Annotated in this window: 13 protein-coding genes; 10 read left to right on the top strand and 3 right to left on the bottom strand. The window is 72.1% G+C overall.

All coding sequences use genetic code 11. The features are described 5' to 3' along the window. The first annotated feature begins 6 nt into the window (after positions 1-6). The 3 genes from B5M43_RS06360 (at position 7) to B5M43_RS06350 (ending at position 2,654) form a co-directional block, all read left to right on the top strand. Complete coding sequence (locus tag B5M43_RS06360) at positions 7-903, top strand: exodeoxyribonuclease III (protein WP_055990462.1); 897 nt, start codon at positions 7-9, stop codon at positions 901-903. Positions 904-1,105: 202 nt separating this feature from the next. Further along, positions 1,106-2,110, top strand: a complete 1,005-nt coding sequence (trpS, locus tag B5M43_RS06355; RefSeq protein WP_134745437.1) for a tryptophan--tRNA ligase — start codon at positions 1,106-1,108, stop codon at positions 2,108-2,110. Beyond that, on the top strand, positions 2,103-2,654 hold the full coding sequence (locus B5M43_RS06350; RefSeq protein WP_374198155.1) for a GNAT family N-acetyltransferase: 552 nt from the start codon (positions 2,103-2,105) through the stop codon (positions 2,652-2,654). The genes trpS and B5M43_RS06350 overlap by 8 nt, the downstream gene beginning before the upstream one ends. A 160-nt stretch (positions 2,655-2,814) precedes the next feature. On the opposite strand, the gene B5M43_RS06345 is transcribed toward B5M43_RS06350, so the two are convergent. Beyond that, on the bottom strand, positions 2,815-3,693 hold the full coding sequence (locus B5M43_RS06345; protein WP_134745439.1) for an endonuclease domain-containing protein: 879 nt from the start codon (positions 3,691-3,693) through the stop codon (positions 2,815-2,817). Between the two features lie 231 nt (positions 3,694-3,924). Between B5M43_RS06345 and B5M43_RS06340 the strand changes: the two genes are divergently transcribed. The 6 genes from B5M43_RS06340 (at position 3,925) to B5M43_RS06315 (ending at position 10,310) form a co-directional block, all read left to right on the top strand. Continuing rightward, positions 3,925-4,785 (top strand): Fpg/Nei family DNA glycosylase, encoded by an 861-nt coding sequence (locus tag B5M43_RS06340; RefSeq protein ID WP_134745440.1) that lies wholly within the window; start codon positions 3,925-3,927, stop codon positions 4,783-4,785. A gap of 284 nt (positions 4,786-5,069) precedes the next feature. Then, on the top strand, positions 5,070-6,176 hold the full coding sequence (gene ribD / locus B5M43_RS06335; protein WP_055990703.1) for a bifunctional diaminohydroxyphosphoribosylaminopyrimidine deaminase/5-amino-6-(5-phosphoribosylamino)uracil reductase RibD: 1,107 nt from the start codon (positions 5,070-5,072) through the stop codon (positions 6,174-6,176). Beyond that, positions 6,176-6,916: a riboflavin synthase gene (locus B5M43_RS06330; RefSeq protein WP_134745441.1), complete on the top strand. Its 741-nt coding sequence runs from the start codon at positions 6,176-6,178 to the stop codon at positions 6,914-6,916. Before ribD ends, B5M43_RS06330 begins: the two co-directional genes overlap by 1 nt. Continuing rightward, the gene (gene ribA / locus B5M43_RS06325; protein WP_230667724.1) at positions 6,913-8,220 is read left to right on the top strand and encodes a GTP cyclohydrolase II; all 1,308 of its coding nucleotides are present in this window, start codon (positions 6,913-6,915) and stop codon (positions 8,218-8,220) included. The genes B5M43_RS06330 and ribA overlap by 4 nt, the downstream gene beginning before the upstream one ends. After that, positions 8,217-8,690 (top strand): 6,7-dimethyl-8-ribityllumazine synthase, encoded by a 474-nt coding sequence (ribH, locus tag B5M43_RS06320; protein WP_055990474.1) that lies wholly within the window; start codon positions 8,217-8,219, stop codon positions 8,688-8,690. The genes ribA and ribH overlap by 4 nt, the downstream gene beginning before the upstream one ends. 207 nt (positions 8,691-8,897) lie before the next feature. Next, a complete protein-coding gene (locus B5M43_RS06315; protein ID WP_055990477.1) occupies positions 8,898-10,310 on the top strand; it encodes an MFS transporter in 1,413 nt (470 codons plus the stop codon). A gap of 60 nt (positions 10,311-10,370) precedes the next feature. On the opposite strand, the gene B5M43_RS06310 is transcribed toward B5M43_RS06315, so the two are convergent. Beyond that, on the bottom strand, positions 10,371-11,771 hold the full coding sequence (locus tag B5M43_RS06310) for an NAD(P)/FAD-dependent oxidoreductase (RefSeq protein ID WP_134745442.1): 1,401 nt from the start codon (positions 11,769-11,771) through the stop codon (positions 10,371-10,373). 72 nt (positions 11,772-11,843) lie between these two features. Between B5M43_RS06310 and B5M43_RS06305 the strand changes: the two genes are divergently transcribed. After that, positions 11,844-12,206 carry a hypothetical protein gene (locus B5M43_RS06305; protein WP_055990483.1) on the top strand — a complete coding sequence of 121 codons (363 nt, stop codon included), beginning with the start codon at positions 11,844-11,846 and terminating at the stop codon, positions 12,204-12,206. A 318-nt stretch (positions 12,207-12,524) separates the two neighbouring features. Here the strand turns inward: B5M43_RS06305 and B5M43_RS06300 are convergent, their stop codons facing one another. Continuing rightward, a complete protein-coding gene (locus B5M43_RS06300) occupies positions 12,525-13,475 on the bottom strand; it encodes a VOC family protein (RefSeq protein ID WP_055990485.1) in 951 nt (316 codons plus the stop codon). Positions 13,476-13,490 lie beyond the last annotated feature (15 nt).

Genomic DNA, 13,490 nt, shown 5'->3' with positions numbered 1-13,490 from the left:
TAGGGCATGCCTCGTTCGGTCCGCATCGCCTCTGTCAACGTCAACGGGATCCGGGCCGCCGCCCGCAACGGGATGGGCGCGTGGGTCGAGGCCGCGCAGCCCGACATCATCACGCTGCAGGAGGTGCGCGCCGAGCTCGAGCACCTCGAGGCGGCGCTGCCGGGGTGGCGTATCGTGGCCGACGCGTCGCTGCAGAAGGGCCGCGCGGGCGTCGCGATCGCGAGCCGCGAGGAGTGCTCGATCTCGCGCGTCGAGCTCGGCGACGACGCGCTCGAGTCCAACGGCCGCTGGATCGAGGCCGACTTCGAGTTCGGGGACGAGACACTGACCGTCGTCAGCGCATACGTGCCCACGGGTGAGGCAGAGACCCCGGCGAAGCAGGATCCCAAGTGGGCGTTCCTCGACGCGATGGAGCGCCGGCTGCCGGAGCTGTCCGCCGACGGCGGTCTCGCCCTCGTGACCGGCGACCTGAACGTCGGGCACCGGCCGTTCGACATCCGCAACTGGAAGGGCAACGTCACCAAGGCCGGCTTCCTGCCGCGCGAGCGGGCGTACTTCGACCGCTTCCTGACCGCCGCGGGCGAGCCCGTGACCGGCCAGGAGGGCATCGGGCGTGGTCTCGGCTACGAGCGCAGCGACACCCGTGCCTTCAGCGCGGGCGCCACGGGTCTCGGCTGGGTCGACGTGGGCCGGGCGGCCGCGGGCGAGGTCGACGGCCCGTACTCGTGGTGGTCCATGCGCGGCAAGGCGTTCGACAACGACTCGGGCTGGCGCATCGACTACCACCTGGCCTCCCCCGCGCTGGCGCCGCGCGCCTCGGGCTATCGGGTCGACCGCGCCCCGTCCTACGACACCCGCTGGAGCGACCATTCCCCCGTGGTGGCGGACTACACCGTCGGCTGACACACCGAGAACGCCTGCTCCGGATCCCGACGCTGCTGTTCCGACCACGTGCGAGCGAAGCGAGCGTGCCGCGAAGCGGCCCACCAGCGCGCCCCGGACGGAGCGGAGCGACGTGTCATCGATCGCGAGTCCCGGCGCGGAGCGTCGGGCGAGCGATCGATCAGCGCGCGGCGCGAGCGAAGCGAGCAAATAGACTCAACGGGTGACCAAGCAGCGCCTCTACTCCGGAATGCAGCCCTCGGCCGATTCGCTCCAGATCGGCAACTACATCGGGGCTCTCCTGCAGTGGCGCGGCATGCAGGAGGAGTACGACGCGTTCTTCTCGGTCGTCGACCTGCACGCCATCACGGTGGCGCAGGACCCGGAGCACCTGCGGGAGAAGACCCGTCGCACGGCGGCGCAGTACATCGCGGCGGGGATCGAGCCGTCGCGCTCGACCCTGTACGTGCAGTCGCACGTGCGCGCGCACGCCGAGCTGGCGTGGATCCTGTCGACCATCACGGGCTTCGGCGAGGCCGGCCGGATGACGCAGTTCAAGGACAAGTCGCAGAAGCAGGGCGCGGACGCGACCAGCGTGGGCCTGTTCACGTACCCCATCCTGATGGCGGCGGACATCCTGCTGTACCAGACGGATGTGGTGCCCGTCGGCGACGACCAGAAGCAGCACGTCGAGCTGACGCGCGACCTGGCCGAGCGCTTCAACTCGCGCTTCGGCGACACGTTCGTGGTGCCGAAGCCGGTGATCCAGGCCGAGACCGCGCGCATCTACGACCTGCAGGATCCGACGTCGAAGATGTCGAAGTCGGCCGAGTCGCACGCCGGCGTGCTGTGGCTGCTGGACGAGCCGAGCGTGACCGCGAAGAAGATCATGCGCGCGGTCACCGACAGCGAGGGGTCGGTGCGCTACGACCGCGCCGAGAAGCCCGGCGTCTCGAACCTGCTGACGATCTACTCGGCGCTCTCGGGACGTCCGATCGCCGAGATCGAGGACGAGTACGCGGGTCGCGGCTACGGCGACTTCAAGAAGGGCCTGCGGGACGTGGTGGTGTCCGAGTTCGAGCCCGTGCGCGCCCGCGCGCTCGAGCTGCTCGACGACCCTGCGGAGCTCGACCGCCTGCTCGCCGTGAACGCCGACCGCGCCGCGGAGATCGCCGATGCGACGCTCGCGACCGTGTACGAGCGCGTCGGCCTGCTGCGTCGTGGGTGAGCCGGTCGAGCTGCGCACCGGCCGCCTGAGGCTGTCCGCCCCCGTCGAGGCCGACGTCGACGCGATCCACCGCATCTGCCAGGACGAGCTGATCCAGCGCTACACGACCGTGCCGTCGCCGTACCGACGCGAGGACGCCGAATCGTTCGTGCGCCTCGTGGCGGAGTGGTGGGAGGCCGGGTCGGAGTGCGTCTGGGCGCTGCGCGACGCCGAGGGGCTCGTGGGCATGGTGGGCCTGCACCGCATCAAGGACGGCGCGGCCGAGCTGGGCTACTGGCTGGCGCCCGAGGCGCGCGGCCGCGGCTACATGGCCGAGGCGACCCGCGCGGTGGTCGATTTCGCGTTCGGGCCGATGCGCCTCGAGCGCCTCGAGTGGCACGCGGTGGTCGGCAACACGGGATCGGCGCGCGTGGCGCAGTCCCTGGGCTTCCAGCTCGAGGGCGTCCGCCGCAACGGCCTGGCGGGGCACGGCGCCCGCACGGACGGCTGGATCGCCGGCCTCCTCGCCACCGATCCCCGCATCCCGCAGGCCTGGTCCGTCTGACCGGCGTCCATCCGCCCCGGTCGCGGCCCGTCGCCGACACAACGCAGGACCTCCGCACGCGCGTCGGCGTGTCGGGGCGCGAAACCGACGGGACACGCCCGGGATCCCGCTGGGCTCCTGCGTTGTGTCGGGCAGCGGCCCAGTGCGGCGGGCGGGCGGCTCACGCCACGGGGCGGGTGGCGAGCAGGCCGCGGATGGCCTCGCGAAGCACGTGCGGTTCCGTGAACAGCTGGTGCGCCGTGACGCGGATCCGGGCGTAGCCCCGCGCGGCGAGTGCCATGTCGCGGCGATGGTCCTCCTGCTGCGCCTCCCACGTGCTGTGGAACTCACGACTGTCGCACTCGATGACCAGCCATCCGTCCACCACGAGGTCGACCCGACCGACGCCGTCGATCCGCTTCTGGAGCTCGATCGGCAGACCGAACTCGCGGGCGATCAGCCGAGCGTACGTCTCCGGGCCGGACTCGGCACGGCCGTCGATGAGACCGCGGATGACTCGATACCGCTCCGGCGCCAGCTGGAACAGCAGATCCAGATCGCGCTCAGACACCTTTCCCGTGTGCAGGGCGCTGTCGATCGATGCGATCGTCGCCCGCACCCCCTGACATCCGAACGCCTGCGCAAGCGCCTCCACCAAGGGAGTCACCGTGTCATCCGGCGCGGCACCGGTGCACCTCCAGTGCACGCGTCCACGGTGGGTGGAGGGTGCTCGGACGAGGGGCGTCCGCCGATCCGCTGAGCTCCGCAGGCGCGATGCGTTCGGCGCCACCTGAACATGGAGCTCGGTCTCGTCCAGGACGAAGATCCCGAGCTCGGCGAGCCGCGAGATGCAGTCGACCCGGCCGCCGATCCGTGCCGCGGAACGCTGCCGCGGCGTGGCACCGCGCCAGAGATACACGTCGCGGCGGGCGTGAAACAGGTGCCCGCTGTCGATGGCCGCCTTGAGCGTCTTCCTGCTGTAGCCCATCGCACGGAGCTGCTGATAGCCGACCGCCGCGGTGGGCGTCGGTGCGGCGAAGGCTGCCGATGACCTGAGCATGAACCTGATCCTCCGCAGGCGCACCGCAGCCGGCAGCCGGACTCCCTGCCGATGGGGACAGATGCCGCCAGGCACGGCTTGTGGACGAGGTGCGCATGCAGCCGCCCCGACACAACGCAGGACCTCCTGGCCACCATCGGCGTGTCGGGCACCCGCCCGGCGTGGACACGCCCGGGATCCCGCTGGAGTCCTGCGTTGTGTCGGGCGGCGGGGCCGGGGCAGGATGGGCGCATGCCGGAGATGCCCGAGGTCGAGGGACTGGTCGAGTTCCTGCGGGGCAGGGTGACCGGGCTGGCGGTGAGCTCGGCGCGGCTGACGCAGATCGCCGCGCTGAAGACGTTCGACCCGCGGCTGGACGAGCTCGTCGGGCGCGAGGTCACCGAGGTGGGCCGGCTCGGCAAGTTCGTGCGGATCGCCGCCGGCGACCTCCACCTCGTGTTCCACCTGGCGAAGGCCGGATGGCTGCGCTGGCACGAGACGCTGCCGACCACCGTGATCAAGCCGGGGCGCTCCCCCATCGCGCTGCGCGTCGGCTTCGGCGACGGCTCCGGCTTCGACCTGACCGAGGCGGGCACCAAGAAGTCGCTGGCGGTCTACGTCGTGCGGAATCCCCCGGAGGTGCCCGGCATCGCGAAGCTGGGGCCGGATCCGCTGGACGACGGCTTCACACGCGACACTCTCGCCGGGCTGCTGGCGGGGCGTCGCACGCAGATCAAGGGCGTCCTGCGCGACCAGCAGATCGTCGCCGGCATCGGCAACGCGTATTCCGACGAGATCCTGCACGCGGCCCGGATGTCTCCGTACGCGCTGGCGGCGAATCTGGGCGACGAGGACGTCGACCGGCTCTACACCGCGCTGCGCGAGACGCTCGCCGCGGCGGTCGATGCCGCCCGAGGCCGCCCGCCAGCCGAGCTCAAGGACGCGAAGCGCCGCGGCATGAGCGTCCACGCGCGCGGGGGCCAGCCGTGCCCCGTGTGCGGCGACACCGTGCGCAGCGTATTCCTGGCGGACCGCAGCTTCGAGTACTGCCCCACCTGCCAGACGGGCGGCAAGGTGCTCGCGGACCGGCGCCTGTCCCGACTGCTCAAGTGAGCTGACGCATCACCTCGTCATCCCGCGTCACGGGAATGAAACCCGCGCACAGGCGTTCGGCTAATCTGAGTGCAGCACACGTGCTCCGGGGTCGGTGGGAATCCGAACCGGCGGTGACAGTCCGCGAGCCGAAGCGCCAGACGCGCCAGGCTGATCCGGTGGAATTCCGGGACCGACGGTGATGTGCGACGAGAGTCGCACGAGTCCGGATGGGAGGCAGCACGACGCGCATCGCGGTGAGCCGCGGCGCCGTTCGCGACCCCGGTGTTCTGAAGGAGGGTCGCATGGCGCACAGCCCCGACGAGCCCCGCTCTGCCCTCGAGTCCCCGACCGCGCCGGTCTCGGACGCCGAGCAGAGCGCGATGGCCCGGGCGCTCGAGCTCGCCCTGCGCGGACCCCGCAGCCGCAACCCGCAGGTCGGCGCGGTCATCCTCTCGCCCACGGGCGAGGTGCTCGCCGAGGGCTGGCACCGCGGCGCCGGCACCCCGCACGCCGAGGTCGACGCCCTCTCGCGGCTGCCCGAGGGCGGCGCGCGCGGCGCGACCGCCGTGGTCACTCTGGAGCCCTGCAATCACACGGGCCGCACCGGCCCGTGCGCCGAGGCACTTCTGCGCGCCGGCGTCGCCCGCGTCGTCTACGCGCTGGACGACCCCGGCGAGGTCTCGGGCGGAGGCGCGGAGCGGCTGCGGGCCGCCGGCGTGGACGTGCAGGCCGGCGTACTGGCCGACGCGGCGCGCGCACTCATCGAGCCGTGGCTGACCGCGACCCGCCTGGGCCGCCCGCACGTCACCGTGAAGTGGGCGCAGAGCCTGGACGGCCGCGCCGCGGCCGCCGACGGGTCCAGCCAGTGGATCACCGGTCCCGAGGCTCGCGCCGACGTGCACGTGCGCCGGGCGCAGGCGGACGCGATCGTGGTCGGCACCGGCACCGTGCTGGCCGACGACCCCGCGCTGACCGCGCGCGACGGCGACCTGCTGCGTCCCGAGCAGCCCGTGCCGGTCGTGATCGGCGCCCGCGAGACTCCCCCGGACGCCGCGCTGCGGCGCCATCCGCACGAGCCGCTGTTCTACGACACCCACGACCTTGCCTTCGTGCTGGACGACCTGTGGGACCGGGGCCTGCACCGCGTGTTCATCGAGGGCGGCCCCACCCTGGCGAGCGCCTTCGTGGCGGCCGGGTTCGCGGACCGGGTGCTGGCGTACGTCGCGCCCGTGCTGCTGGGCGGGCCGCGCGTCGCGCTGACCGACGTCGGGGTGCCGTCGATCGACCGCGCCCACCGTCTGCGGGTGATCGAGCGGATCCCGCTGGGCCCCGACACGCTGTTCGTCGCCGAGGGCGAAGACCTCGCGGATCCGGATGACCCGGCCGCGACATCCGAAGGAGAGAGCTGATGTTCACCGGGATCGTCGAGGAGATCGGCCGGATCACGGCCGTCGAGCCGTCGGGCGACGGCGTGCGCCTCACGGTGCACGCGCCGGGCGCCGTGGTCGATGTGGCGCACGGCGACTCGATCGCCGTGAGCGGCGTGTGCCTGACCGTGGTCAGCTGGACCGAGGACGGCTTCACGGCCGACGTGATGCGGCAGACGCTCGACATGTCGACGCTCGACGCCGCCATCCCCGGCACGCCGGTCAACATCGAGCGCGCGACGGCGGCCGGCGGCCGCCTCGGCGGCCACATCGTGCAGGGCCACATCGACGGCACCGGCATCGTGCGCCAGGTGCGCGACGGCGCGCAGTGGCGCGTCGTGCGGATCGCGCTGCCCGGCCACCTGGCCCCGCTGGTCGTCGACAAGGGCTCGATCGCGGTCGACGGCGTCTCGCTCACCGTCAGCGCGGTGAGCGCGGCCGGCGTCGCCGACGCGTGGTTCGAGGTGTCGCTCATCCCCGAGACGCTCGCGGCCACCACCCTCGGCGACCGCGTCGCCGGCGAGCGCGTGAACCTCGAGACCGACATCCTGGCGCGCCACGTGCAGCGTCTGCTCGCATTCGGCGCCGCGGCCCCGACCCCCGAGCGGGCGCCCTGGTCCTTCGCGACCACCGAGGTGCCCGCCGCCGACTACTCCGTGCTCGACCCGTCCCTCGCCCCGGTTCCCGCCGCGGGCACCCGCCGTGAAGGAGGCGCCCAGTGACCGCCGAGACCGCCGAGGGCCTGGCGCCCGGAAGCCTCGCCACGATCGAGGAAGCGCTCGACGCGCTCCGCGCAGGCCGCCCCGTGATCGTGGCCGACGACGAGGACCGCGAGAACGAGGGCGACGTCGTCCTCTCCGCGCAGCTGGCCACGCCCGAGTGGATCGCGTGGGCCGTGCGCTGGTCGTCGGGCTTCCTGTGCGCGCCCATGCCGCACGAGGTCGCCGACCGCCTCGACCTGCCGCCCATGGTGGAGACGAACGAGGATGCGCGCGGCACCGCGTACACCGTGAGCGTGGACGCCGCCGAGGGCGTGACGACCGGCATCAGCGCCGCCGACCGCGCGCACACCCTGAACGTGCTCGCGGACCCGGCCTCGACCGCGCAGAGCCTGATCCGGCCCGGTCACATCCTGCCGCTGCGCGCGGTCCCCGGCGGCGTGCGCGACCGTGCCGGCCACACGGAGGCCTCTGTCGAGCTGATGCGCCTGGCCGGCCTGGAGCCGGTCGCCGTGATCGGCGAGCTGGTCGCGGAGGACGGCAGCATGATGCGGATGCCGGGGCTCATCGAGCTCGGCCGCAACGAGGGCATCCCGGTCATCACGATCGAGCAGCTGATCGCCCACCTCGACGATATCGACCCGCGCGGCGCCGAGCGCCCCGCGACCCGGCGCCAGGTGAGCCTGCGCGCCGATGCCACGGTGCCCACCGCGCACGGCACCTTCCGCTTCCTCGCCTACAAGGACCGCCAGACCGGCACCGACCACATCGCGGTCGTGTCGGGCGATCTCTCGGCCGATGCGCCGCTCGTGCGCGTGCACTCCGAGTGCCTGACGGGCGAGGCGTTCGGCTCGCTCAAGTGCGAGTGCGGTCCGCAGCTGGAGGCCGCGCTCGACGCGATCGAGCAGGACGGCGGCGTGGTGATCTACATGCGCGGCCATGAGGGCCGCGGCATCGGCCTCATCAACAAGCTGCGCGCCTACGCGCTGCAGGAGCGGGGCCTCGACACGGTCGACGCGAACACGGCGCTCGGCCTCCCCGCCGACGCGCGCGACTACGCGGCGGCCGCCGGCATCCTCGCGGACCTCGGCATCGAGAGGATCCGTCTGCTCACGAACAACACCGACAAGGTCGCCCAGCTGCGCGGCTTCGGGCTCGACGTCGTCGAGCAGGTGCCGCTGATCGTGGGCGTCGGCCCGAACAACCACCAGTACCTCGAGACCAAGCGGGACCGCATGGGTCATATCATCGGCGAGGACGAGCTGGCCGACGCGATCGCGCGCATGCACGAAGGGGGAGCACGATGAGCGGCAAGGGAGCACCGGAGCGCACCGGACTCGACGGATCCGGTCTGGAGGTCGTGATCGTCGCCGGCACGTGGCACGAGACCATCACGGAGGCGCTCATCGCGGGGGCGCAGCGCACGCTCGAGGCCGCGGGCGCCACGCACCGGCTGATCCGCGTGGCGGGGTCGTTCGAGCTCCCGGTCGTCGCCAAGGCGGCGCTCGAGGCCGGCGCCGACGCGGTGGTCGCGCTGGGCGTGATCATCCGAGGCGGCACGCCGCACTTCGAGTTCGTCTCCTCGGCCGCGACCGACGGGCTCACGCGCGTCGCGCTCGACACGGGCAAGCCGGTCGGCTTCGGCGTGCTCACGCTCGACGACGAGGAGCAGGGGATCGAGCGCTCGGGCCTGCCCGGCTCCAAGGAGGACAAGGGCGCGGAGGCGGCGGACGCGGCCCTGCGCACGGCGCTCACGCTGCGCGAGCTCCGCGCCTGACACCTCGAGACGCAAGTGAGGCCCTGCAGATCGCACAGATCTGCGGGGCCTTCACTCATCGTTGTGCGAAGTGCTCAGTGCGAGCGGATGACGATCCGCTGAACCGAGCGAAAGTGACATCCCTACGCGCATAGACTTTGGGTTTGCATTGCGGCCGAGAGGGCCGTGCGATACCCGTCCGTTCCGTCACCTCAGACAGGCATGTCCATGACCACCGCTGTTCAGACCCCCTCGGGTCCCGCCTCCCAGCCGGTGAACTCGCGCTCGCGCGTGATCACCGCGAGCCTGGTCGGCACCACGATCGAGTTCTACGACTTCTACGCGTACGCCACGGCCGCCGTGCTCGTGTTCCCCGCGCTCTTCTTCCCCACCGGGAACCCCACGACCGCGCTGCTCGCCTCGTTCGCGACGTTCGGCGCCGCCATGGTCGCCCGCCCGATCGGCGCGATCGTGTTCGGTCACTTCGGCGACCGCTTCGGCCGCAAGGCGACGCTCGTCGCGTCGCTGCTGACCATGGGGATCGCGACGTTCCTGATCGGCCTGCTGCCGACCTTCCAGACCATCGGCTGGTTCGCCGCGTTCCTGCTGCTGATCATGCGCCTCGCGCAGGGCTTCGCGCTCGGCGGCGAGTGGTCGGGCGCCGCGCTCGTCGCGACCGAGAACGCCCCGGCGGGCAAGCGCGCGCTGTACGGCACGTTCCCGCAGCTGGGCGCGCCCATCGGCTTCATCATCGCCAACGGCCTGTTCCTGATCATCAACTTCTCGATGCCCGGCGAGAACGGCGCCCCCTCGGAGGCGTTCCTCGCGTGGGGCTGGCGCATCCCGTTCCTGTTCTCGGCCGTCATGGTCATCGTGGGCCTCTGGGTCCGCCTGAAGCTCGTCGAGTCGGCCAGCTTCGAGAAGGCGCAGAAGCAGGGCGCGATCAAGCGCTTCCCGCTCGGCGAGACGTTCCGCCGCTACTGGAAGCAGCTCATCCTCGGCACGTTCATCATGCTGGCGACCTACGTGCTGTTCTACCTGCTGACGAGCTTCATGCTGTCGTACGGCACCAAGGCGCAGGCCGCCCCCGAGGGCTACGACGCCGCCGCGAGCGGCCCGTGGGTGCCCGGTCTCGGCTTCACCTACGTTGAGTTCGTCCTGATGCAGATCGTCGGCGTCGTGTTCTTCGGCATCTTCACGATCGTGGCCGGCCCGCTCGCCGACCGCCTCGGTCGCCGCAAGGTGCTCATCGCGGTCACGATCGGGATCATCGTGTTCGGTGCCCTCTTCCCGGTGTTCCTGCTGCCGCAGGGCGCCGCGACCGGCCCGCTGGTGATCTTCTTCCTGATCCTCGGCTTCGCGCTGATGGGCTCGACGTTCGGCCCCATGGGCGCGCTGCTGCCCGAGCTGTTCCCGACCCATGTCCGCTACACCGGCTCGGCCGTCGCGTACAACGTGTCCTCGATCCTGGGTGCCGCCCTGGCGCCGATGGTCGCGGTCGTGCTGTGGGCGGCCGGCGGCGGCAACCCGTGGCTCGTGGGCCTGTACCTCTCGGGCGCGGGCGTCCTCACGCTCGTGGCGCTGATCCTGTCGCGCGAGACCAAGGACGTCGACTACGACGCCGTCGAGATCCTTCCCTGATCTCCCGCGCATCGGCGAGGCCCCTCGGATCATCCGTGGGGCCTCGCCTCTTCTCCGGCGTCAGAGGCCGTAGCCCTCGAGCAGCCGCAGCCAGAACTCGCTGAGCGTGGGGTACGCCGGCACCGCGTGCCACAGCCGCGAGAGCGGCACCTCGCCCGCGATCGCGATCGTCGCGGCGTGGATGAGCTCCCCCACGCCCGGCCCCACGAGCGTGACGCCGACGAGCACGCCGCGATCCTCGTCGACCACCGCGCGCGCCCGGCCCGCGTAGTCGTCGGCGATCAGCCCCGCGCCCGCCACGTCGCCGAGCTCGTAGTCGACCACCCGGATGCGCAGGCCCCGTTCCTCGGCCTGGGCCGCGGTCAGACCGGCCGAGGCGACCTCCGGGTCGGTGAAGACCACCTGCGGCACGGCCGCGTGGTCGGCCGTCGCGACGTGCCGGCCCCACGGCGCGTCGTCGACCCGCTCGCCGCGGGCGCGGGCCGCGATCGCGTCCCCAGCCGCGCGCGCCTCGTACTTGCCCTGGTGGGTGAGGAGGACCCGCCCGGCCGCGTCGCCCACGGCGTAGAGCCAGTCGGATCCGCGCACCCGCATCGTGTCGTCGACGCCGAGGCGACCGCGGTCGTCGAGCAGCTCGTCGAGGCCGATGCCGTCCAGGCGCGGTCGCCGGCCGGTCGCGGCGACGACCTCGTCGGCGAGCAGGTCGCCGTCCTCGAGCCGGATGCGCACGGCGCCGTCGTCCGTGCGGGCGATCTCCGCCGGCTGTGCGTCCTCCCGCACCTGGACGCCGCGCTCGCGCAGGGCGTCGCGCACGGCCTCCCCCGCGAACGGCTCGAGCTCGTGGAGCAGGGGGCTGCGCGAGAGGAGCGTCACCTCGCTGCCGAGATCCGCGAACACGGTGGCCACCTCGACCGCGACGACCCCGCCGCCGATCACCGCCAGGCGCGCGGGCACGGCCCGGGCCGACGTCGCCTCGCGGCTGCCCCACGGGCGCGCGTCGCGCAGCCCCGGGATGTCGGGGATGTGCGGCTCGCTCCCGGTCGCGACCACGACGGCATGCCGCGCGACCAGCTCGACGTCGCCGCCGTCGCCCTCGACCACGACCCGCCGCTCCCCCGCGACGCGGCCCCGCCCGCGGATCAAGTCGATGCCTGCGCCCGTGAGCCAGCGCACCTGACCCGAGTCGTCCCACTCGGCCGCGAACGCGTCGCGCCGTCGCAGCACCTCGGCCGGGTCGAGCTCCCCGCCGCTGAGGCCCCGCACCGCTCGCGCCGCCCGCAGGGCTGCGCCAGGGCGCAGCAGCGCCTTGGAGGGCATGCACGCCCAGTACGAGCACTCGCCGCCGACCAGCTCCCGTTCGACGATCACCGCCTCGAGCCCGCCTCGCACGGCCCGGTCGGCCACGTTCTCGCCGACCGGCCCGGCCCCGATCACCACCACATCCGTCTCGCGCACCGTCATGCTCCGACGCTACGCCCGGGCGGGGGCGGATGGGCCGGTGACCGACCACGACGACCGCGATAGCGTGAGGGCATGGACTTCCTCGAGACTCTGCGCGACATCGTCGTTCTGGTGCACCTGGCCGGCTTCGCGATCCTGTTCGGGTCGTGGGCCGTGGAGGCCGCGGCGAAGCGGTACCAGGCGACGCCCCTCATGAACGCGGGCCTCGGCCTCGCATTCCTGGCCGGCCTCGTGCTGTCGGCGCCGTGGGGCCTGGGCGACGGCGAGCTGAACTACATGAAGATCGGCATCAAGCTGGTCGTTCTCGTGATCATCGGCGCGCTGATCGGCATCAGCACCAGCCGGGCCAAGAAGGGCAGCCCGGTGCCGCCGGCGTTCTTCTGGCTGATCGGCGCCCTCACGCTGCTGAACGCGGGGCTCGCCGTCATCTGGTGACGCTTCGTCGTCGGGCTTCGACTCGCTCCGCTCGCTCAGCCCGTTTCGACTCCGGCGCCGGCGCGCCTCCGCTCAACGACCAACGGAACCGGAGCGTCGGCTTCGACTCGCTCCGCTCGCTCAGCCCGTTTCGACTCCGGCGCTGGCGCGCCTCCGCTCAACGACCAATACACACCCTGCTCACTTACCGCCGTGCGAGCGAAGCGAGCGTGGAGCGAAGCGACCAATCGCAGCGCGAAGCGCTGCCGAACGGAGCGAAGCGACGTTCCTTGCTCGCGAAGGGCCCCCGAAGGGGCGCCCGCACGCGTGCGACCGCTTCTAAACAAGAGGCGTGCCGTGGGTGTGGAAGGTCTCGATGGTCTTCATGCCCCAGGCCTGGCCCTTGCGGCGCTCGGCCTCCGACCATTCCACGACCGGCTGGTCGGGGTCCAACAGCAGGCGCGCACCGGCGTTGGCGAACTCGATCCGGTTGCCGCCCGGCTCCCACACGTACAGGAAGAACGTCTGGTTGATGGCGTGCTTGTGCGGGCCCGACTCGATGTGGATGCCGTTCTCGAGGAAGATGTCGGCCGCCTTCAGGATGTCCTCGCGCGTGTCGGGCGCGAACGCGATGTGGTGCAGGCGGTTGCCGTGCTTGGTCCAGTCGTCGCTGTAGACGACGTCGTACGACTTGAGCGAGAAGTGGAACCACCACGCCGCGAAGCGGCCGTTGTCGAGCCGGATGCGCTCGGACTCCCGCATCCCGAGCGCCTTCGCGAGGAACTCGCCGTTGGCCTCGACGTCCTTGGCGAGGTAGTTGATGTGGTCGATGCGGCGGGCGTTGACGCCGCGCCCGGGGAACCGCGAGGCCTGGTTCTTGAGCGCGGGGCGGTCCTCGTCGCCTGCGACGTAGCGCTCGGTCTCGTAGTAGATCGCCATCTCGTGGCCGTCGGGGTCGTGGAACCGGTAGGTCGGGCCGGTACCCACCTCGCCGTCGACCCAACCGTCTCCGAGCCCCATCTCCTCGATCGCCGCGACGCGTCGCACGAGCGCCTCCTGGCTGATGGCGCGGAACGACGTGCGCCCGACCCCGGCCTGCTCCCGCGCGGTGAGCTTGATCGTGTAGAGCTCGTAGTCGTCCCACGTGCGCAGGTACACGGAGTCGCCGTGCTCGGCGACGACGCGCATCGCGAGCAGCTCCTCGAAGAACCATCGGCTCTTCTCGAACTCGGGCGTGAACAGCTCGACGTTGGCGAGGTGCGCGACGTCGAAGACGGTGGAGTCTGTCATGTGGTGTCCTCTCTG

The organism is Microbacterium sp. MEC084 (assembly GCF_004514465.2).
Taxonomy (GTDB): domain Bacteria; phylum Actinomycetota; class Actinomycetes; order Actinomycetales; family Microbacteriaceae; genus Microbacterium.
This window is presented reverse-complemented; position numbering and strand designations above follow the sequence as displayed.

Bases quoted from the DNA above. Each gene is read 5' to 3' on its own strand.
- B5M43_RS06340 (WP_134745440.1), top strand. From the start codon at position 3,925: ATGCCGGAGATGCCCGAGGTCGAGGGACTGGTCGAGTTCCTGCGGGGC.
- ribD (WP_055990703.1), top strand. From the start codon at position 5,070: ATGGCGCACAGCCCCGACGAGCCCCGCTCTGCCCTCGAGTCCCCGACC.
- B5M43_RS06345 (WP_134745439.1), bottom strand. From the start codon at position 3,693: ATGCTCAGGTCATCGGCAGCCTTCGCCGCACCGACGCCCACCGCGGCG.
- B5M43_RS06300 (WP_055990485.1), bottom strand. From the start codon at position 13,475: ATGACAGACTCCACCGTCTTCGACGTCGCGCACCTCGCCAACGTCGAG.
- B5M43_RS06330 (WP_134745441.1), top strand. From the start codon at position 6,176: ATGTTCACCGGGATCGTCGAGGAGATCGGCCGGATCACGGCCGTCGAG.
- B5M43_RS06315 (WP_055990477.1), top strand. From the start codon at position 8,898: ATGACCACCGCTGTTCAGACCCCCTCGGGTCCCGCCTCCCAGCCGGTG.
- B5M43_RS06310 (WP_134745442.1), bottom strand. From the start codon at position 11,771: ATGACGGTGCGCGAGACGGATGTGGTGGTGATCGGGGCCGGGCCGGTC.
- B5M43_RS06360 (WP_055990462.1), top strand. From the start codon at position 7: ATGCCTCGTTCGGTCCGCATCGCCTCTGTCAACGTCAACGGGATCCGG.
- B5M43_RS06305 (WP_055990483.1), top strand. From the start codon at position 11,844: ATGGACTTCCTCGAGACTCTGCGCGACATCGTCGTTCTGGTGCACCTG.
- ribH (WP_055990474.1), top strand. From the start codon at position 8,217: ATGAGCGGCAAGGGAGCACCGGAGCGCACCGGACTCGACGGATCCGGT.